General features: G+C 29.4%; 17 protein-coding genes and 1 tRNA gene. 17 read left to right on the top strand and 1 reads right to left on the bottom strand.

Features of this window, described 5'->3' with window-relative positions; all coding sequences use genetic code 11:
• Positions 1-62 precede the first annotated feature (62 nt).
• The gene (locus tag CLCHR_RS08625; protein WP_079439301.1) at positions 63-431 is read right to left on the bottom strand and encodes a GntR family transcriptional regulator; all 369 of its coding nucleotides are present in this window, start codon (positions 429-431) and stop codon (positions 63-65) included.
• Between the two features lie 287 nt (positions 432-718).
• Between CLCHR_RS08625 and CLCHR_RS08620 the strand changes: the two genes are divergently transcribed.
• From CLCHR_RS08620 to CLCHR_RS08540, 17 genes are all read left to right on the top strand, one after another.
• Positions 719-1,765 (top strand): PocR ligand-binding domain-containing protein, encoded by a 1,047-nt coding sequence (locus tag CLCHR_RS08620; RefSeq protein ID WP_079439300.1) that lies wholly within the window; start codon positions 719-721, stop codon positions 1,763-1,765.
• Positions 1,766-1,971: 206 nt separating this feature from the next.
• Positions 1,972-2,901, top strand: coding sequence for a quinolinate synthase NadA (gene nadA / locus CLCHR_RS08615; protein ID WP_079439299.1), 930 nt, complete (start codon positions 1,972-1,974; stop codon positions 2,899-2,901).
• A gap of 9 nt (positions 2,902-2,910) precedes the next feature.
• Positions 2,911-4,218: an L-aspartate oxidase gene (locus CLCHR_RS08610; protein WP_079439298.1), complete on the top strand. Its 1,308-nt coding sequence runs from the start codon at positions 2,911-2,913 to the stop codon at positions 4,216-4,218.
• Positions 4,196-5,032 (top strand): carboxylating nicotinate-nucleotide diphosphorylase, encoded by an 837-nt coding sequence (gene nadC / locus CLCHR_RS08605; RefSeq protein ID WP_341456890.1) that lies wholly within the window; start codon positions 4,196-4,198, stop codon positions 5,030-5,032. Before CLCHR_RS08610 ends, nadC begins: the two co-directional genes overlap by 23 nt.
• A gap of 471 nt (positions 5,033-5,503) precedes the next feature.
• On the top strand, positions 5,504-6,241 hold the full coding sequence (locus CLCHR_RS08600) for an ATP-binding protein (RefSeq protein WP_079439296.1): 738 nt from the start codon (positions 5,504-5,506) through the stop codon (positions 6,239-6,241).
• A 224-nt stretch (positions 6,242-6,465) separates the two neighbouring features.
• Positions 6,466-6,897, top strand: a complete 432-nt coding sequence (locus CLCHR_RS08595) for a universal stress protein (protein ID WP_079439295.1) — start codon at positions 6,466-6,468, stop codon at positions 6,895-6,897.
• A 327-nt stretch (positions 6,898-7,224) separates the two neighbouring features.
• Complete coding sequence (locus CLCHR_RS08590; RefSeq protein WP_079439294.1) at positions 7,225-7,470, top strand: TIGR04540 family protein; 246 nt, start codon at positions 7,225-7,227, stop codon at positions 7,468-7,470.
• A gap of 30 nt (positions 7,471-7,500) precedes the next feature.
• On the top strand, positions 7,501-8,520 hold the full coding sequence (trpS, locus tag CLCHR_RS08585; RefSeq protein ID WP_079439293.1) for a tryptophan--tRNA ligase: 1,020 nt from the start codon (positions 7,501-7,503) through the stop codon (positions 8,518-8,520).
• 32 nt (positions 8,521-8,552) lie between these two features.
• Positions 8,553-9,008: a DUF3284 domain-containing protein gene (locus CLCHR_RS08580; RefSeq protein WP_079439292.1), complete on the top strand. Its 456-nt coding sequence runs from the start codon at positions 8,553-8,555 to the stop codon at positions 9,006-9,008.
• Positions 9,009-9,484: 476 nt separating this feature from the next.
• The gene (gene polA / locus CLCHR_RS08575; protein ID WP_079439291.1) at positions 9,485-12,088 is read left to right on the top strand and encodes a DNA polymerase I; all 2,604 of its coding nucleotides are present in this window, start codon (positions 9,485-9,487) and stop codon (positions 12,086-12,088) included.
• 35 nt (positions 12,089-12,123) lie between these two features.
• Complete coding sequence (gene coaE, locus CLCHR_RS08570) at positions 12,124-12,723, top strand: dephospho-CoA kinase (RefSeq protein WP_079439290.1); 600 nt, start codon at positions 12,124-12,126, stop codon at positions 12,721-12,723.
• A 15-nt stretch (positions 12,724-12,738) separates the two neighbouring features.
• Positions 12,739-13,371: a lytic transglycosylase domain-containing protein gene (locus tag CLCHR_RS08565; RefSeq protein WP_079439289.1), complete on the top strand. Its 633-nt coding sequence runs from the start codon at positions 12,739-12,741 to the stop codon at positions 13,369-13,371.
• 102 nt (positions 13,372-13,473) lie between these two features.
• Positions 13,474-13,559: transfer RNA gene (locus tag CLCHR_RS08560), tRNA-Leu, on the top strand.
• A gap of 504 nt (positions 13,560-14,063) precedes the next feature.
• On the top strand, positions 14,064-16,361 hold the full coding sequence (locus CLCHR_RS08555) for a YhgE/Pip domain-containing protein (protein ID WP_079439288.1): 2,298 nt from the start codon (positions 14,064-14,066) through the stop codon (positions 16,359-16,361).
• A 49-nt stretch (positions 16,362-16,410) separates the two neighbouring features.
• Positions 16,411-18,702: a YhgE/Pip domain-containing protein gene (locus CLCHR_RS08550; RefSeq protein ID WP_079439287.1), complete on the top strand. Its 2,292-nt coding sequence runs from the start codon at positions 16,411-16,413 to the stop codon at positions 18,700-18,702.
• Between the two features lie 97 nt (positions 18,703-18,799).
• On the top strand, positions 18,800-19,303 hold the full coding sequence (locus CLCHR_RS08545) for a TspO/MBR family protein (protein WP_079439286.1): 504 nt from the start codon (positions 18,800-18,802) through the stop codon (positions 19,301-19,303).
• Positions 19,304-19,783: 480 nt separating this feature from the next.
• Positions 19,784-22,096: an AAA family ATPase gene (locus tag CLCHR_RS08540; protein ID WP_079439285.1), complete on the top strand. Its 2,313-nt coding sequence runs from the start codon at positions 19,784-19,786 to the stop codon at positions 22,094-22,096.
• The last annotated feature ends 280 nt before the right edge of the window (positions 22,097-22,376 follow it).

Raw genomic sequence — 22,376 nt, 5'->3', positions numbered from 1 at the left:
ATAAGCAGAGATTGTATCAGTTTCATTAGAATTATACAAGATTTTATTGTCAACATTACTCATTATTTCATCTCCTTTGATATAACTTCTATAAGTTGTATTGTCTCTTGTTTTGTATAACCTATTTTCTCCATATTGAAGAGAAATTTTTCGATTTGCTCTTTTGCTAAACCGTTTCTTATATCTTTTATCATACTAATATCCTCCGTAATGAATCTACCACTTGTTCTTTGACTAAATACTAAACCTGTTCGTTCTAATTCAGTTAATGCTTTTTGCATTGTATTAGGATTTACAGCTGCATCAGCTGCCATCTCTCTAACTGAGGGTAATTTATCCCCCGCCTTATATATGCCTGAAACTATTCTAAGTTGAATTTGTTCCATAAGCTGCACGTAAATTGGTCTATCGTCATTAAAATTCCATGACATAGTCTCACTCCTTCATAAATTTTATCATTGTGTTACTGTACTAGGTTGTTAATACAATAATACAATGACAGTTATTTTATGTCAATATACAAATTAAAATATTTTTAAAAGAAAATATTTTATATATTCCGTTAATAATCATATAAATTATAAAAAATAAATCTTAAGTAGAATGGAAATAAGTCGATATTTATAGAGAAATGTTATAATTTAGCATAGATTTCTAGACATTTTGATATTTGCATAACCGTAAGTCTATTTACAGACAAAAAATGAGGGGGATTTTCATGATAAAATTATTAGAGAATAATGAACTTGATATGGAGGCTTTGGAAATAAAAGATATAATTGATATTAAGTTATTGCAGAAGTTTCAGGATGATTTTGCTTTCGCTATGAATTGCGCGAGCGTAACTGTAGATAAAGATGGGAATCCGGTAACTAATCCAAGTTCTTATACCACTTTTTGTGATAAATTCGTTCATTCAACTAAAATTGGAGATGATAGATGTGCAGCATCTCATAAGAGGATGGGAGAAGAAGCAGCAAGAACCGGAAAACCTTATGTAGGTTTATGTCACGCTGGATTAGTAGATTTTGCCGCACCAATAATTATAGAAGGAAGACTAATTGGAACTGTTCTAGGAGGGCAAATGTTAACCGAAGCCCCTAAAGAAAGTAATGTTATCCAAATAGCTAAAGAAATAAATGTTGATCCTAATTCATTTGTTAGCGCAGCTAATGAAGTTGGCAGGGTAGATATGAAACATATTGAAGCAGCAGCAAGTGTATTGTTTTTAGTTGTAAACTCCCTTGCTAAAAATGGTCATAATGAATTAAATTTAGATATTTTAACGAAAAAATTAAGCAATAATTTTATGCAGGTATCTGCTACAATAGAAGAACTTTCAGCTTCTGCAACTAATATTACATCTCAGCAAGAGGAATTAAATGGTGAAATAAGTCAAGTAGGAGAGATTACTGAAAAGATTAATGCAATACTTGATTCTATAAAGAGCCTTGCAGCTCAAACAAAAATGTTAGGGCTTAATGCATCAATTGAAGCCGCACGTGCTGGTGAAGTAGGAAAGGGATTCTCGGTTGTTGCAAAAGAGATAAAAAATTTAGCGGAGAATTCAAAAGAAACAGCAAAGAGTATTTCTGATTTAACAATTAAGATTCAGGAATCAGTTCAAGGGACTATCAAAAATTCTAAAATAACTCTTGATACAACTAAGGAACAAGCAAAAGCTATGGAAGCAGTAACACTAAATATTCAGGATTCTGTATATATTGTAGATCAATTAAGTAATATGATGGAAAATTTAAGATAATAATATGTAGTTACTTTCAATATTATTTGAAAGTAACTTTTTTATTGCACGAGGGCATTAAAGAACTTTAGCTGGATAAAAAGTAGATATTGCCTTGTTCTATTATATGTTTATTATCATTGTTATTGAATAGGAGAAATTATGTGATATAATTATATTTACAGGTGTATATACACCTGTAAATAATAAAAGAAAGAAGTGTAAATATGGGGGCAGATTTAGTTAAAGAAATATTAAAATTGAAAAAAGAAAAGAATGCGGTTATTCTTGCTCATTATTACCAGCCAGGATTTGTACAAGAATTAGCAGATTATGTGGGGGATTCTTATTATTTAAGTGAAGTAGCTAGAGATTGCACCGAAGAAACTATAATGTTTTGTGGAGTTAGATTTATGGCAGAAAGTGCGAAGATACTATCGCCGCATAAAACTGTTCTGATGCCATGTGCGAGTGCAGGATGTTCTATGGCAGATATGGCTAGTGGTAAGGCCTTATTAGAATTAAAGGAAAAGTATCCAGAAGCTTATGTTGTATGCTACATAAATTCGACAGCTAATGTAAAAGCACATTGTGATTTAGCTGTAACATCTTCAAGTGCACTAAAGATATTAAAAAATGTACCTAGTAAACAAATAATGTTTTTACCAGATAGAAATTTAGGAGAATATATTTCAGAATTCTTTCCTGAAAAAGAATTTATATTATGGGATGGTTTTTGCAGATGTCATAATAAAATAAGCAGAGAAGATATATTAAAAGAAAAAGAAAAACACAAAGGTGCGAAAGTATTGGTGCATCCAGAGTGTACAAAAGAAATTAGAGATATTGCTGATTATGTAGGAAGTACAAGTGGAATTATAGATTATGCAACTAAAAATGATGGAAATGAATTTATTATAGCAACAGAAGAAGGAATTTTACATGAATTGAAAAAGAAAAATCCTAATAAAGATTTCTTTATCCCTGGAGATAAAATATGTTGCCAGGATATGAAAAAGACAACTCTTGAAAATTTATATGATGCTCTATTGAATGGAAAAAATGAAATGATTTTAAATGAAGATATTAGAAAAAAAGCTTTGAAATCATTGGAAAATATGCACATATTAGCATCTGAAGATGCGAAAGACATTTAGGTAATAACAATGAACAGGTTTGTTGATGTATTAATAGTAGGTTCAGGAGTGTCAGGTCTTTATTGTGGGTTAAATTTAAGGGACGATTTAAATATTTTAATTGTATGTAAAGATAAGTTAAATTGCAGCAATACTTATTTAGCGCAAGGTGGAATATCTATGGCTAAAGGTATAGACGATATACCTTTATTTGTTAGTGATACTTTAAAAGCAGGTAAGTATGAAAATGATTTGGAAGCTGTTAATGTTTTAGCAGCTGAATCTGTATATAACATAAATAATTTGATAGAAATGGGACTTGAATTTGATAGGAATGAAGATGGTAGTCTTAATTTCACAAAAGAAGGTGCTCATTCTATAAGTAGAATAGTTCATACTAAAGACAATACAGGAGAAAGTACAGCAAAAATTCTAATTGAAAAAATAAAGCAAAAAGATAATATACATGTCTATGAAGATACTTTTTTTGTAGATATTATAGAAAAAGATAATAAATGTATTGGGGCTATATTAATTAAAGAGAACGAGCAGATAAATGTTTATGCAAAAACTGTAGTGCTTGCCACTGGGGGAATAGGTGGATTATTTAATAACTCAACAAATCAAAAAATATTAACCGGAGATGGAATTGCAACAGCAATAAAACACAACATAGAACTTAAGGATGTTAATTACATTCAAATTCATCCGACAGCATTTTATGAAGAAGGAAGAAATGAAAGAAGATTTTTAATATCAGAATCCTTAAGAGGGGAAGGCGGAATCTTAACTAATATTAATAGTAAGAGATTTGTAAACGAACTTTTACCTAGAGACGTGGTTTCAAAAGCTGTTTATGAACAAATAAAAGAAACTGAGACACCATATGTATACTTAGATATAAGATTTTTAGGTGAAGATTATATAAAGAATAGATTTTCAACAATTTATGAGGAATGTTTAAGAAGAGGAACTAATATAACAAAAGAGTATATTAAAGTATCTCCAGCTCAGCACTTTTTTATGGGAGGAATAAAGGTTAATATTAACTCACAAACATCCATGAAAAATTTATATGCGGTAGGAGAGACAAGCTGCACAGGAATACATGGTGCCAATAGACTAGCAAGTAATTCATTACTTGAAGGGCTTGTATTTTCCAGAAGGGCTGCACATTTAATAAACAGTACTGTGGATAAACAAGAAATAGAAGTTTCTACTGTGGAACAATTAAATAAATCCATAGAAGAAATGGTCTATGAAAATAGAAATTTGGTAACAGGGGTTATACAGGAATGGGGAGGAAAGTTAGATGATCAACTACTTAGTTGTAGATAAGATAATACGGGATGCACTTATCGAAGATGCACCAAATGAAGATATAACAACAAATTCAATTATAGATGAAAAGAGTACTGCTACAGTTGAACTATTATGCAAAGAAGATGGAATTGTTGCAGGTTTAGAAGTATTTAGAAGAGTATTTGATATATTGGGGAATGTTGAGATAGAGATTTATAAAAATGATGGTGATAAGGTATATGCAAAAGAAAAAATTGGTTTTTTAAAAGGTAATACAAGGAACTTGTTGATTGGTGAAAGAATAGCATTAAATTTATTGCAGAGAATGAGTGGGATAGCAACATTAACAAATAGATTTGTTCAGGAGATGAGCCATACAAGCACAAAACTATTAGACACAAGAAAAACAACACCAAATCTTAGAATTCTAGAAAAATATTCAGTAAAAGTTGGTGGAGGCTGTAATCACAGATTTAATCTATCTGATGGAATTATGCTTAAAGATAATCATATAAGTGCAGCAGGTGGAATAAAAAATGCTGTGCTTCTTGCAAGGCAAAATTCTTCGTTTGTTAGAAAGATAGAGGTAGAAACGGAAAGTATTGAAATGGTAAAAGAAGCATTAGAGGCAGAAGCTGACATCATAATGCTTGATAACATGACTTTAGATATAGCTAGAAAAGCAGTGGAAATGATAGAGGGAAGAGCTCTAACTGAGTTTTCAGGAAATGTGGAATTAAGTAATATAAGAGAAATAGCAGAAATAGGAGTAGATTATATATCTGTAGGGGCTTTAACTCACTCAGCTAAAATCTTAGATTTCAGCATGAAAAACTTAACTATACTTTAAAATTCATATAATTAAGTAACAACGTAGATAAACGGCATGTAACTTAGACTTAAGCATAACTTACCGAAACACAATATGTTACTTATTTCTAATAAAGTGATACACTCAAAGTTAATAAGTATGGGTAGTTACTTTAATTACAAGCCAAATATGCAATTTGAGTATCTATATGATATATTTATTTATAAAGCTTGATTCTGAAATTTAATATATGTTATTATAAAGTTAAATATAATATAAGATTAACAGAGTTGTTTCAAAGATATTTTCTAATTGAAACAACTTTTTATTTTAACAATCAATAAATTACAAAGGTTCTTTTGGATTTGTATCAAATGAAACGGATTTATTATTAGTATTCAATTATAATGAATACATAAAGTGAGTAATTTACTAGAATACATTATTTAAGTTAATAATGTATGACTAATATTAAAATATGGTGAAGATTTAGTGTAGGAGGAGAGTTTTATGATAAGAAGGGTTATTAAAATAGATGAAGAAAAATGCAACGGATGTGGGCTTTGTGCGAGTGCCTGCCATGAGGGTGCTATTGGAATTATAGATGGAAAAGCAAAGTTATTACGTGATGATTATTGTGATGGACTTGGTGATTGCCTTCCTTCATGCGTGACTGGGGCAATTACTTTTGAGGAGCGCGAAGCAGATCCTTATGATGAGGAAGCTGTAAAAATAAATATGGAGAAGAGAAAAATGGAGCAACAAAAGATTGAAATGAAAAAGAACGAAAATATATCATTTGGATGTCCTGGCTCACAAGCCCAAATGTTAAAGAATCATAATAAAATTGAAGTAAAAAAACAAACAAATTCAGATGAAGTAGTATCTCAGTTAAATCAATGGCCAGTACAAATTAAACTTGTTTCTCCAAATGCAGCGTATTTTAATAATGCAAATTTACTTATTGCGGCTGATTGTACAGCTTATGCATATGGAGATTTTCATAACAAATTTATTAAAAATAGAATTACATTAATAGGATGTCCAAAACTAGATGAAGGTGATTATTCAGAAAAGTTAACAACGATTTTGAATATGAATGAAATAAAAAGTGTTACAGTTGTAAGAATGGAAGTGCCTTGTTGTGGAGGAATAGAAAACGCAGTTAAAAATGCATTGAAGGCAAGTGAAAAGATGATTCCTTGGCAAGTAGTGACAATTTCAAGAAACGGCGAAATTATTGAGTAGAAGTAAAGAATAGTGTATACCTATATCTAAATTTTTAGATATAGGTATACACTAATTATTTTTAGATTAAACTTTAAAAAATGGGCTTAAAAATTAAGTGAATTTATAAAATTTAAATAAGTAAATTTAGTGAAAAATTATCTATGTAATAAATAAGAAAATAGAGGATATTATTAATACGTTGTAGAATACTATAACAATGAGAATTTTAAGGGGGAGTATATATGAATAAAAGGAAAGTGTTAATACCGATAGATGGGACAGAGAGAAGTATGCATTCTTTGGATTTTGTAAAAGAGATATTTCCCGAGGATACAATTGAAATCACAATAATGAATGTCAAAGAATTAGTACTAATTAATGAAATGATAGTTGCTGATGAAATAAAATTAGCTCAAGAATTGGGTGAAGAAATTTTAGAAGCTGCAAAAGAAAAAATGAAAGATTACAAGGTTGAGACGTATTTTACCTTTGGATATCCTGGAGATGAAATTGTGAAGAAGGCAAATGAAGAAAATATAGGTGTAATCGTTATGACTAGATCTACTAAAAGAGGTTTAAATAGAATTATAGGATCAGTAACAACAAATGTTGTTAAACGTGCTAAATGTATTGTGATGATAGTTCCTAATGATTTTACTATTAGTATTAAATAATTATTGCAATAGTTTCAAAGTAATTTTATAGGTTATCTTAAAAATTATAATTTTAAGGTAGCCTTTGTTTTGGAATCTAGAATTTTACTGTATTTAATGATATAATAAAGCAAAACTTATTTACTAAATTCATATAAATAGGTAATAATATAAATTATAAAGAAGTCTTTTATAAGTGAAACTTATCAGATGGTGTTAATCACTCCAGCTGAGCTTAGTTGAGCCTATCTAAAGTCAGAAATTTCTCTGCTTAACGATGGAAAGAGGAAAGTAGTGAAAAAGAAGGACATGAGATAAAATTTATTTTTTAGTATTAAGGAGTAAAAAATGAGAGCAGTTTATAGAAACCCAAGAGAGTTAGCAACATGTTTAAAGGATATTGTAGATACATATCATGATGATTTAATTTCATATGAAAAAATGGAAGAAAGAATCATGAAAATAGTTGATGCAAATAGAGATGCTATTTATAAGGAAAAAAGCATGTCAAACAAAATAGCCAATGTTTTAGGTGAAAAAAGAGTAGAGATAATTAATGAAGTTGTTGAGAGTAAAACGAAAGTAGAAGTTTAATCAGTTTTACAGTTTAGGAGTGAATTTTTAATGGGTAAGAAGATAATATTAACAGGAGATAGACCGACTGGAAAGTTACATATTGGACATTATATAGGTTCTTTAAAAAATAGAGTAACTCTCCAAGAGTCTGGATTGTATGAAAGTTTTATAATGATTGCAGATCAACAAGCTTTAACTGATAATGCAAGAAATCCTGAAAAGATAAGAAATAGTTTAAAAGAAGTGGCATTAGATTATTTGGCAGTTGGAATTGATCCAAGTAAGTCTAATATATTTATACAATCACAAATACCAGAATTAAATGAATTAACAATGCATTATCTTAACTTGGTTACACTATCAAGGCTTGAGAGAAATCCGACAGTTAAGCAAGAAATAAAGCAAAAAAACTTTGAAAATAGTATACCAGCAGGATTTCTAGTATATCCTGTAAGCCAAGCAGCAGATATCACTGCTTTTAAGGCGGATACAGTTCCTGTTGGAGAAGATCAATTACCTATGATAGAACAAACAAGGGAAATAGTTAGAAGTTTTAATTCTATATATGGAGATGTTTTAGTTGAACCTGAAGCCGTGCTTCCAAGTTCTAATGCAGGAAGATTGCCAGGAACTGATGGTAAAGCTAAAATGAGCAAATCAATAGGAAATTGTATCTATTTATCAGATGATGCAGATACAATTAAAAAGAAAGTCATGTCAATGTACACGGACCCTAACCATATAAGAGTTGAAGACCCAGGACAAGTAGAAGGAAATACTGTATTTACTTATTTAGACGTTTTTGCTACTGATAAGAACGCAGTGGAAGAAATGAAAGAGCATTATAAACGTGGTGGACTTGGTGATGTAAAAGTTAAGAGATATTTAAATGAAGTTTTACAAGCTGAATTAGAACCAATAAGAAATAGAAGGCTCGAATTTGAAAAAGATATTGATTCAGTATATAAGATGCTTAAAGATGGTAGTGATAAAGCTAGAGAAGTAGCGGCTAAGACATTGAGTGAAGTTCGTGAAGCGATAGGCATAGAGTACTTTTCAGTAAATTAGCAGAGTGAATATTCATTAGAGGGGGAACCAAAATGAAGGCTATTGGGATATTAAACTATCCAGTAGAAGATGTGTTTCATATTTTCATAAAGAACGCAAAAAGAGATTTTTCAGATTTTAAAGAAGAAGATGCGACAGGATGTAAAATTGAAAAGAGTATAAATACTGGTGGATCGGCTCCAGTGCAATGTACTGTTGAAATAACTGGATATGCAAAAAATGAAAAGTATCAGATTACCACTTCAACACGCTTTTCAACATGCGTATCAACCTATAATTTCAAAGGTCAAAAAGATGGTACAACTAAATTAGTGTTTGAAGAAGAACAGTCGACAGATAAATTTTTTGGATATATATCATTATTGGTTCAAAGATTTCTGGCTAGGCGTGCCTTTAAGTCAAAATATAATAGTATTATAGAAGCACTTAATAATGAATTACAAACATATAATAATAATAAAGAACGAAGTAAGCCTAAAAATAAATAATGATAACAGGATTGTTTAAAAATATTTTATATAAAACAATCCTGTTTTTTATTATGATATATTAAACCCAATTACCATCCTTGGAAATTTGAATTTTTTCACCATTAGGGCTTATACCTATTATATTATAAATTGTATATCACATAGGATTTATCTATACTTTAAGTTACACAATATAGTATAATAAGTTTGAATAATTACTTGAAATAAAGTAAAATATATTTTTATTCAAGTAAATTTTTATCCGATAGCTAGCATCCGTAACACCCTATAATATATGAAACTCATCTGCCTTACGTCAGATGAGTAAGCGATTCACACTAAATCATAGATTTAGGTTCTCTGCTTAAGTAGGAGATAACGGCTGCACGCTCCTGGACTAGGTGCCCCTTGAGGGTATAAGTTCAACTAAATTCAGATGGAGTTAAAACTCCACCTGAAAAGTTTCACTTTATAATAAACTTAGGAGGTTTTTAATGAAAAAATTATTGATTTTAGATTCAAATTCACTTATGAATAGGGCTTTTTACGCCTTGCCTCCTCTTACAAATAGCGATGGAATAAATACTAATGCCATTTATGGCTTTTTGAATATGTTGCTTAAAATGAAAGATGAAATAAATCCAGATAGTATAATCGCAACCTTTGATTTAAAGGCACCTACATTTAGACATAAGGAATATTCGGAATATAAAGCTGGAAGAAATAAAATGCCTCCAGAGCTTGCAGAACAATTTCCAATAATAAAAGAATTGTTTGAATTCATGGGGATAAAAATTTTTCAAGTAGAAGGTTTTGAAGCAGATGACTTAATTGGTACTGTATCTAAATTTGCTGAAAATAATGATACTGAAGTGTTTATAGTTACTGGAGATAAAGATGCACTACAATTGGCATCTGATAAAACTAAAGTTGTTATTACAAAAAAAGGAGTCAGTGAAACAGCAGTTTATGATAAGAAGAATTTCATGGATGAATTTGAAATTACTCCAGACCAATTTATTGATGTAAAAGGGCTTATGGGAGATAAGTCGGACAACATTCCTGGAGTACCAGGTGTCGGGGAAAAAACTGCTTTTAAGCTTATAAAGGAGTATGGTTCTATAGAAGAAGTACTTAAGAATATTGATAAGATTCCAGGAAAAAAACTTAAGGAAAATCTAGAGAATAATGTTGAGCAGGCTATATTTTCTAAAAAATTAGCTACAATTATGAGGGAAGTTCCAATTGAGCTAAGTGTAGATGATATTGCTTCTAATAATAAAGAAAATATTTTAGAAATTAAAAAAATGCTCATGAAGCTTGAGATGAAGTCAATTCTATCTAAATTTAAGGATACAGAAGTTTCTGATCAATCTAATATTGAAGTAAAAATTATTGATACAATTGAAGAAATGAAAGCATTATTTTTAGAAAAGAAAAATAGAATTTATATAGATTATACTTTAACAGATGCATCTATATATTCTAAATTAGAACTGGAATACTTGATTTTTGGGGAAGAAAACATTGGAACAATCATACATTTTAAAGAGATAAGTTCTAAAAATAATGAAGAAGCATTAAAGGCTTTAAGAAACTTAATGGAAGATGAAAGTATTAATAAAGTAATACATGATGGAAAGAACTTTGTTACATTTTTAAATAAAAATAATATTGAAATAAAAGGCTTTGATTTTGATACTGCCATAGCTGCTTATTTGATTGATTCTTCAAAAAGTAAATACGAAATTTTAGAACTAGTTAATTATTACATCGGAGAAAATCCAAATGAAGAGGATAATAATATTAAAGGAATTCTATGTAGTTATCTTCCAGAAATTTATGAAAAATTAAAAGAGAATCTCCATAAAGAAAATATGGATAAACTTTATTATGAAGTTGAACATCCATTAATTTATGTGCTTTCATTTATGGAGAGCATCGGGTTTAACATAAATAAAGGAATGTTAGATGAATTACAAGTAAAATTTAGAAAAGAAATTGATGAAACACAAAAAGAGATATATAAGTTAGCTGATGAAGAGTTCAATATAAGTTCACCTAAACAATTAGGTAAAATATTATTTGAAAAACTAGATTTACCAGTGTTTAAGAAGACAAAAACAGGTTATTCAACTAATCAAGAAGTCTTGGAAAAGTTAGTTAATAAGCATGAAATAATACCTAAGGTAATGTATTATAGGCAAATAACAAAAATTAATTCAACCTATGTAGAAGGTTTGAAAAATGTAATTGATCAGGATGGACGTATTCACTCTAACTTTAATCAAACTGTAACTACAACAGGTAGATTATCAAGCACAGAGCCTAACTTGCAAAATATTCCTATCAAATATGAAATGGGTAGAGAAATAAGAAAAGTATTTATTCCAATGGAAGAAACTGATATATTAGTTTCTTGTGATTATTCTCAAATCGAATTGAGAGTTCTAGCTCATATTGCAGGTGATGAAAATATGATAGATGCGTTCGAACATCATAGCGATATTCACACAAAGACGGCATCAGAAGTATTTAAAGTACCAGTAGAAGAAGTAACTTCTCTTATGAGGAGTAGGGCAAAGGCAGTAAACTTTGGTATAGTATATGGAATAAGCGCATTTAGTTTAGCAGAAGATTTAAAGATTACCAAAAAAGAGGCTGAAGAGTATATGGCTATTTACTTAGAAAGATATCCTAAAATAAAAGAATATCTAGAAAATGTAGTTAAAGAAGCTGAAGAGAAAGGGTATGTGTTAACAATTTTAAATAGAAGAAGATTTATTCCAGAGATAAAGTCTTCGAATAAAATAGTGAAGGCATTAGGTGATAGATTAGCGATGAACGCTCCTATTCAAGGAAGTGCAGCTGATATAATAAAGCTTGCAATGGTTAATGTTTATAATAAACTAAACGAAAAAAATTTAAAAAGTGAACTAATACTTCAAGTGCACGATGAACTTATTTTAAATGTTAAAAAAGATGAATTCGAGGAAGTTAAAAAATTAGTTGCGCATGAAATGGAAAATGCAATTAGATTAAAGGTTGCACTCGATGTAGATGTTAATTTTGGTGATACATGGTACGATGCTAAATAATGCACTGTATAATTAAAAAGGTGGTTTTTAGATAAATGATTAAAATTGGATTAACAGGTGGAATAGGCACAGGAAAGAGCACTGTTTCTAGTATTTTAAAGAGTGAAGGATTTACGATTATAGATGCAGATACTATAGCTAAAGAAGTACTTGAAAAATATCCGAAAATACTAGAAATGGTCCGTGCGCAATTTGGAGGAGGTTTCTTTGATTGGAGAGGGGAATTTAGAAGGAAAGAATTTGGTAATCATATTTTTAGATTCCCTAAACAAAGAATAAAATACGAAAGTATAATTATGCCTTATATTAAAGAATCAATTAAGGAAAAAATCGAGAGATGCGGACGAAAGGGCGAAAAAATAGTAATAATAGATGCTCCGACTTTAATTGAAAATGATATGCACGGTGAAATGGACTATGTTATACTTGTATATGCTGATAATTCAGTTCAAATTCAAAGAGTTATGAACAGAGATAAATTAACAAAAGTTGAAGCGGTTAGCAGGATAAATTCTCAAATATCAGTTGAAGAAAAAAAAGAGTTTGCAAATATCATTATTGATAATAATGGCGAATTAATTGAAACACAAAAGCAAGTTTATGATTTGATTGATTTTATGAAATTAATATGCTAGATTAAGGAGAAAATAATGAGATTTCTAAAAAAAACCTTTCGTACACTAATATTGTTATTAGTAGTTATAATAGCTATCGGAGTAAGTTCTAGATATATTATAAAAGAGAAGTTTTTTCCTTACAAATATCGAGAGTATGTGGATAAATATAGTATTCAATATAATTTGGACCCATTATTAGTATTAGCAGTAATAAAGACAGAAAGTAAATTTGATGATGATGCTCACTCCCATAAAAATGCGGTAGGGCTCATGCAAATAACTGTTGATACGGGAGAGTGGGCAGCTAAGGAAATGGGATATAGTACATTTTCAAAGGAAGATTTGTATGATGAAGAATACAATATCAAAATGGGATGTTGGTATCTAAAAAGATTAAGTGATACTTTTAATGATTTAGATTTAGCAATTGCAGCTTATAATGCGGGCCCAACTAATGTACAATCTTGGCTTGATAATGAGAAGTATTCTTCAGATGGAAGGAGTATTGATTATATACCTTTCGGAGAAACGAAAAAGTATGTAGATAAAGTTAATACTTACTACAATATATACGAATATCTGTATAACGAAGAAAAAGGATACTTTGATGCAGATAGAATAGTAGAGTTGATTAAAAGTTTTTTTGATGTGCATTTTTTAAGTTAATTATTAGCCTTACAGCTAATAATTAACTTAGGATTATTTTCGAAAACTTACTTGAAATTTTCGAAGAAATGAATTATTATTAAGTAGTTACTTTAATATTTTGCAGGTGTGGTGGAATGGCAGACACGCTATCTTGAGGGGGTAGTGTTCACATGGACGTACGGGTTCAAGTCCCGTCACCTGCACCAAATAGTGGCTCTAAGTGTTGAAAATAATAGAGTCAGGTACGACTTAAAGTCTCGTACGTTCTTTACGGAAGATATCCGGGGACGTGCGAGACTTTTTTTGATGTCTAAAAATTAGAGAACTAACCCAGGGAGACTTAAATATAAAAATTATACATTTTAAGATGATGGTAAATTATGAAGATGATATAAATGGTAATCATAAGAATATATCGATGAGCATTACGAATTAGAAATTTATCATATAAAAAAATAGAAAAAATGACTTTTAGTCATTTTTTGTGATATAATTTATTTATAAAAATAATGTAGATTTTTCTTATATAACTATACATAGGAAAACGATCATATGTCTTCGTTAAGAAACTTTCTGAACAAATGACATGAATTATTTAATATAATCATATATCTAGAGTTGAGCAATTAATAATAAAGATGCTACTATAGATTAAAAAGGTAAATTATATATAAATTAACATTTAGATTATATCAATAGAGGGATAAAGCATGAAGAATATAATAAAAATTTTTAAAAGAGATATTAAGAATATATTTACTAATTGGATAGCAACAGTTGTAGTAGTGGCTTTAATGATAATTCCTTCTTTATATTCTTTAATAAATATAAAAGCATCATGGGATCCATATTCTAATACTAATGGCATACTAGTAGCGGTTATTAATGAGGATAAAGGTACAGTATACAAAGAACATGATATCAATTTGGGTAATGAGCTTGTTGATAAGCTTAAAGATAATGATAAATTAGGATGGGTGTTTGTGGATAAACAAACTGCTCAAGAAGGTTTAATCATGGAAAAGTATTATGCAACTATAGAAATACCAGAGGATTTTTCTGAAGATGTTGCAACAATAGTTAAAAAGGATGTTGTAAAGCCTAAATTAATATATACAGTTAATGAAAAGAAAAATGTAATAGCATCTAAAATAACTGATGCTGGTGTTAAAACTGTGAAAAAGCAATTAGATCAAAATATAGCAAAGACTATTTCGGGAATAATGTTTAGGTTATTTGATGAAGTTGGAATAGACATAGATAATAATAGATCTGAACTTAGAAATATAATGGATTATGTTTATAAGTTAGATGAAGATATGCCAGAGCTTGAAAAAGTATTAGATGAAGCGATTAATGGGACAATAAGTATGTCAGAGTTAATAAATAAAACAAATGAACTTATACCTACAGTCGCAGATACTATTGACGGGACTTCAGATTTTTTGAATAACACTCAAGATTACTTAGATGAAACTCAAGGTGACATACGAAATGATTCGCCGTTAATTAAGGAGGACTTAGTTAATGCAGAAAATGCTCTTGATATAGCAAGTATCGAGCTTGGAAATATTGATGATAAAATATTACCAGAGGTTCAGAAAAAGACATTATTACAAGCATTAGATACAGCTAATGCTACAAAGATAACGGTTGATGATGCGAAATCTAAACTCAAGAATATAAGAAAGGTAATTGATAAAGTCAACAAGGTTCAAATTCCTAAGCCATTGATTGGTACAGCTATACAAGGTTCAGAAGAGATAAATAAAATTCAAGAAAGTATTGATAAGCAATCCAAGACCTTAGAAAATGTACAAGGTGTATTAAAAGAAGAGAGTAAGCGAATTTCTAAGATTATAGATAGATTAGATACTGTAAATGAAAATCTTGATAGACTTATTAATAGATTTAATGAAGATCTTGATAAGCTTGGTAATGGTGAGAAGTTACTAGATACTCAAGAATTTACTGATACAAGAAAAATATTAGACGATGCACACACTTTAGTTGCAGATATTATAGATAATTATGATTCTGAAATTATACCAACAATTGATAAGAGTTTTGATTCAATAAGAGAAATTTTGGATAATGGACTAAATTTATCGGCACAAGGAAAGAATATATTACCTGACATTCAAGAGATGCTAGATGCATTTAAGAATACTGCAGAGCTATCTAATGATGAATTAAATAAGCTAAAAGATAAATTTCCAGATATTAAGGATAATGTTCATGAATTAGCACAAAGGCTGAAAAAGATAGATAATAAAGAGGATATCGATGAACTATTAGATATGATAACTAATGATTGGGATGCTCAAAGCGACTTTCTATCCAGCCCAGTAGAAATTGAAGATAATAGATTATTTCCATGGCCTAATTATGGTTCAACAGTGACACCGTTCTATACTGTTTTATCCTTATGGATTGGTGGATATTTACTTTCAGTATTACTTGGAACAGAATCCCATCCAGTGGAGGAAGGCAAAGAACTAAAGAATTATGAGAAGTATTTTGGAAGATTGGCGCTATTCTTATTTATAGGTATAGGACAATCAATAGTGGCAAGTTTAGGAGCATTGCTTATACTGCATTCTTATGCAGTTCATCCTGTAATGTTTGTGTTCTATAGTATATTTATAAGCATTGTATTTAACTGCATAATTTATACTGCTGTAAGTCTTTTTGGATACGGAGGTATAATATTAGGAGTAGTATTACTAGTAATACAGGTTGCTGGTACTAGTGGTAATTTCCCGATAGAAGTTAATCCAATAGGGTTTCAAGAGTTATTTCCATTTCTTCCTTTTACTTATGCAATTAGCGGGGTAAGGCAGATAATGGCAGGGATAATATATTCCATATTACTTAGAGATAGTGGTATATTATGTATATTTATGATTGTATCAATTGTTAGTGGCATTTTGTTCAAAGAAACGATGGATGCAAAAAGAAAAGATATAGTTAATAAATTAAAAGAAAGTTCTATAATGAGTAGTTAAGGCACAATCAAAAAAATAATTTATATTGTGATTATCAGGGGAATTAATTATGAATAACATATTTAGAATTTACAAAAGAGATATTAATAGAATACGTACTAACTGGGTAGCGAGACTTATGATTATAGTAATTATAATTATTCCATCCATGTACTCATTAATAAATATAAAAGCTTCATGGGACCCGTATTCGAATACAAGTGGAATTAAAATTGCAGTTGTTAATGAAGACAAGGGAACTGTTTTTAAGGAGCGAGATATTAACTTAGGAGAAGAACTAGTTGATAAACTTAAGGATAATGACAAGCTAGGATGGGTTTTTACAGATAAAGAAAGTGCAAAGAAGGATTTATTATTAGAAAAGTATTACGCAACAATAGAAATACCAGAAAATTTTTCTAAGGATGCAACAACGCTGGTTGAAAAAAATATTGAAAAACCTAAACTTATATATACCGTAAATGAAAAGAAAAATGCAGTTGCTCCTAAAATGACTGACTCAGGAATAAAAACCGTACAAACTGAACTTGATGAGAATATTATAAAAACTGTTTCAGGAATATTATCTAGAATCTGCAATGAAAAAGGTGTTGATATACAAGAAAATAGACCTAAGCTTAGAAAAATTGTAGACAATATTTATGAATTAGATGATAACATGGCAGAACTCGAAGGGCTTTTAGATAGTGCTTTGAGTGGAACAGAAGATTTGACCAAAGTATTAACGAAGACAAATGATATGCTTCCAACAACATCAGATATGATTGATTCGTCAGAAGACTTTTTAAATGATAGTAAGACTGTGCTAGATGATACTCAAGGCCAGTTATCAGATATTTCACCAATAATAAAAGAAGATTTGGTGAAATCAGAAAACATTCTCGATAACTCAAGTATAAAACTTGAAAATTTAGATGAAAAGATATTACCAGAGGTAGCTAAGAAAACATTGCTAAATGTAAGGGATTCTGCAAGTGCGGTAAAAGAGACACTTATTGACACTGAATCAAGGCTTAAGAACATAAAGAAATTTATCGATAAATTAAGTAAAATAAAAATTCAAATTCCTTCTTTTGGTGATAATGGTACTGATTTGGAACAGCTAAAATTATTAAGAGAGCAGCTAGATAAACAAGCAAGTGATTTAAATAATATGCAGGATGATCTAAAAAATGTTAGCAAAATAATTTCAGATACTGTTGATAAGTTAAATACAATTGAAGACAAATTACAAATAGTAGCTGATAGGTCAGATGATGAAATAGATAAAATAGATAACGAAGGGCTAAATATTCAAACACTTAAAGATACTATAGATGTGATAAATGAAGCACATACTTTAGTTGCGGATATTGCAGATAGTTATAGTTCTGAAATAGTTCCATCAGTTGAAAAAGCCTTTAATTCGACTAGAGATATTTTGGATAACAGTTTGTCTATAGTTGGTGAGGCAAGAGATACATTGCCTGAAGTAGAAAATTTATTGAGTGTTTCGCAGGATGTAGCACATTTATCGATAGATGAACTAAACAATTTAAAAAATAAATTTCCAGAAGCTAAAGACAAGGTTCGTGAATTAGCTGATAAGCTTAGGGAAATGGATGAAGATGATAAGGTTGATGAATTATTAGATGCAATGACAAGTAATTGGGAAAATCAAAGTGGTTTTGTTGCCAGTCCAGTTGAAATACAAGATAATAGATTATTTCCATGGGTTAATTATGGTACAGCTGCAACTCCATTTTATACAGTACTTTGTTTATGGGTTGGAGCATTGCTTGGGTCAGCATTATTATCAGTTGGAGCTCCAGAATTTGAGGATGGAACTAAAATAAAGCCTTACGAAATGTATTTAGGTAAACTATTAATGTTTCTATCAATTGGTATATGTCAAGCGATCATTGCAAGCACGGGAGCTTTGTTTATATTAAACAGCTATTCTGTTCATCCAATAATGTTCATTTTGTATAGTGTGTTTATAAGTATAATATTTATCATCATTATATATACGGCAGCTAGTTTATTAGAGGCAGTAGGAAAAGCAATCATGGTGGTTTTATTAGTATTACAAATGGCAGGAGCTAGTGGTAATTTTCCAATAGAAGTTACTCCAGTCATATTTCAAAAAATATATCCGTTCCTACCTTTTACTTATGCTATAAGCGGAATGAGGCAGATTATGGCTGGTGTTGTATATTCAATATTGTTAAAAGACATGGCAATGTTGATTATTTATGCAGTTTTAGTACTTATAATTGGAATAGCAGTAAAGGGAAAAGTTAACAAACTAACAACTAAAACTATGGCTAAATTGCATATGAGTGGAATAATGCGTCATTAAACTTAATAATTGTTATTCATAATTTGGCAAGTTATTTCATATATTAAATAAGCTAAATAAAATTGTAAATTAGTTGAATTTTGGGGTGATATAATATATGAAAAGTGATCCGAAGAAAAAGAAGAAAGCTAGAATTATTCCATTCATCATATCCATAGCGATTCCACTTTTAGTTGGTGGTCTTGCAACAGTTTTTGTACCAAATATAAAATCTATATATGAAGGATTGGCAAAACCAATTTTTTCACCTCCCTCAATGGTTTTTCCGATTGCTTGGACAGTCCTATATATACTTATGGGGATAGCATCGTATAAAGTGTACATTCTGAAATATGATAACATAGATGTAAGTTCGGCAATGTTTGTGTATAGCATACAATTGCTATTAAACTTCTTGTGGACTATAATATTTTTTGGATTTAGACTTTACGGAATAGCGTTTATAGAACTAATTGTATTAATATTCTTTGTAATTCTAACAATAAAAAGGTTTTATTCAAAAGCGGGAATAAAAGTAGCTGCACTGCTACTCCCCTATTTAATTTGGCTTATATATGCGGGAGTTTTAAATTTCTATATTTGGATGCTAAATGAGATGTGAAATTTTCATTGATCCTACTTTATCATATTATCCTATATAGATATCCAATTTAAGACTTAAGTTTATACTTTGAAAAATATCTCAACTAGAAATAAGAAACATACTTTTTGTGGAAGGTTTCATTGGGAATTTTTATGGATGTAATTCTTAGGCTATAAGTTGTTCCAAATGTGCTAGTTCAAAGCTTGTTCTTTGAGGCTAGCACTTTGGGCACAACTTATAGCCTTAGAATTGCCCATCAAAATTCCCTGGAAACTGGAACAAAAGTATGTTTTTTATTTCGGTGAGTTATACTCATAAGTTTAAGTTATAGTTTGGTTATCTATAAATAAATTTCTCGTATTTAATTATTAGTTTTCAAAAAAATATATCTATTTTACTATTTGAAGAATATTAATAGTATATACTATCAATTTAGGGAGGAGTCTACTTTGGGATATTTTAATTATAAGAACAAATAATTTCAAAGTGGTATAAAGTATGAAGAAAGAATTAACTCCAAGTGAAGTGATTTTTAGTGCTTCAAGCACAGATACAGTTAGGAAAAGTAAAATTAATAAAATACCGGAATTAGAATATACTTTAAATAAAGTAAAAAAGGCTTTGAATATTGAAAAGGACGGATACAATATATATTATGTTGACTCATTTTCAAAAGAGAAGTTAAATGAATTAATAGAATATATTAAGAGTGTATACAAGAATCTTCCACCACCTAAGGATATCTGCTATGCAATTTCCCAAGAACAAATGAGTCCTATTGCATTATTTTTACCGAATGGAAGAGGTAATTTACTAAAAGAAATGATTGACGAACTTAAAGAGAAGTATTTTGAGTGTATAATGAATTTTTATACAAGCTCTTCTGATGATGAAAAAGAAAGCATAATTGAGGAAATAAGTGAAAAAAGAAATGATTATATAACTAAGCTTATGGATTCGGCTAAGACTAAGAATTTCGATGTTAAAGCAACTAGCGGTGGATTTGTATTTATTCCATTGAAAGACGAAGGCGACGAAATGACTGAAAATGATTATGAAAATTTAGAGTCAGATACTCAAGAGACTATTGAAAAGCAAGCATCAAAATTAAAAAAAGAAGCAGAAATTATTTTAGAGACATTGAAAGACATTGAAATAAGCTCTATTGAAAAACTTAAAGAGATTTATAGAGATTATATAAAGAAGAATATGCAGAAATATAAGGATGATTTATTACTACAATTTATATCTCAAGATGATGTATATAAGTATTTACTTCAAATGTATGACGATATTGAGGAAAAAGTGGTTGATTGTTATACGATTAATTTAGAGGAAGATGAAGAAAGTATAAAAGAGATATTCTCTAATTATGATATAAATGTAATTGTTGATAATTCTAATGTAAGTACCCCTAATGTTATCTATGAAGAAGACCCTACTATTGGGAATTTAATTGGAAATATTGAATATAGAAATAATAACGGTGGATATAGTACTGATATCTCCTTAATTAGCGCAGGAAGTTTATTAAAGGCTAATGAAGGGTGCTTGATAGTAAGATTGAGTTCTTTAATAAGCAGTGGATTGAGTTATTATTATCTAAAAAAAGCATTGATTCATGGGAAAGTAAATTATAATTATACTAAAAGTTACTTGGAAGTAATATCGATTGCTGGTTTAAAACCTGAGTCTATTCCAATTAATTTAAAAGTTGTTATTATAGGAGATTATGAGAGTTTTCAAATATTGCATGATAATGATGAAGATTTTAAAAGAATATTCCCAATTAGAATAGACGCTGATACTGAACTTAAATATAGCAATAATACTAAAAATTCTGTTGCATCTATGATTAAGGAAAAAATAAATAAAGATAATTTGCTAGATATAACAGATGACGCCCTTAATGAGATAATGAAATATTTGGCTAGGGTGGCTGGGCAAAGAAATAAAATATCTATAGATGATTATTATATTAATAAATTACTATATCTAGCTAATAACAATGCCAAAGATGAGGATAGAAAAAATATTGAGAAAAAAGATATAATTGAGGTTGCTTACGAGGATGAAAAAATTTTAGAAGATATAATGGATAATTATAAAAATAAGAAAATATTAATTACTACAAATGGAACTAAGGTTGGTGTAATAAATGCACTTGCTGTAGTTGGAAATGGTGCTTATAGCTTTGGTAAACCAATGAGAGTAACATGTTTATCTCATATTGGAGATGGAAGAATAATTGATATTCACAAGGAAAGTAAAATGAGTGGAAATATTCATGAAAAATCAATTAGTACTCTTCGAGGAGTTTTAAGTAATTTAATAAGTCCATATGAAAGATTGCCTGTAGATCTTCAATTAAGCTTTGAACAGACTTATGGAATGGTAGAGGGAGACAGTGCATCTGTGGCTGAAATTATTTGTATATTATCTGCATTAAGTAAGAGACCAATAAGACAAAATATAGCAGTAACTGGATCTATAAATCAATTTGGAGAAATTCAAGCAATAGGTGGGGTTAATGAAAAAATTGAAGGATTTCATAGAGTATGTAGTGCTATAGATAAAATAAGTGGTAAGGGAGTCCTAATACCAAGTACAAATGTTGATGAATTAATATTAAGAAGTGAAGTTGAAGAGGACATTAAAAAGAAGAAATTTCATATATATACTATGGATACCTTAGAAGATGCTATTGAAGTTTTAATATTAGATGAGGGTGAATCTATTAAAAGCTTTTATAAGGAAATAGAAACCGAAATTATGAAATATAAAAGTGGAAAGAAGAAGAATGGTAAATAATATTTAGAAAATAATTAGTGATATTAATCTTATATTTATAATAATTTAATTCAATAAAATAAATATTAATCAAATAAAAATAGATGTCTTTGCATTAGTAATAAGAAAATATTAAGCAATAGCACCTATTTTTATTTATTATAGCTTGATTTAATTAGTAAATAGAAAAAAATGTAATAAATAGTTTGACGTTGAATAAAATATTATGCTAAAATATGGTAAAAGGGTGAAATTAAGTCAAGGAGGAGGTGAAGTCAGAATATCTCATAATACTATATGT

The organism is Clostridium chromiireducens (assembly GCF_002029255.1).
In the GTDB taxonomy this organism is placed as follows: domain Bacteria; phylum Bacillota; class Clostridia; order Clostridiales; family Clostridiaceae; genus Clostridium; species Clostridium chromiireducens.
Note: the sequence above shows the minus strand (reverse complement) of the source record. Positions and strands in the feature narration are given on the sequence as shown.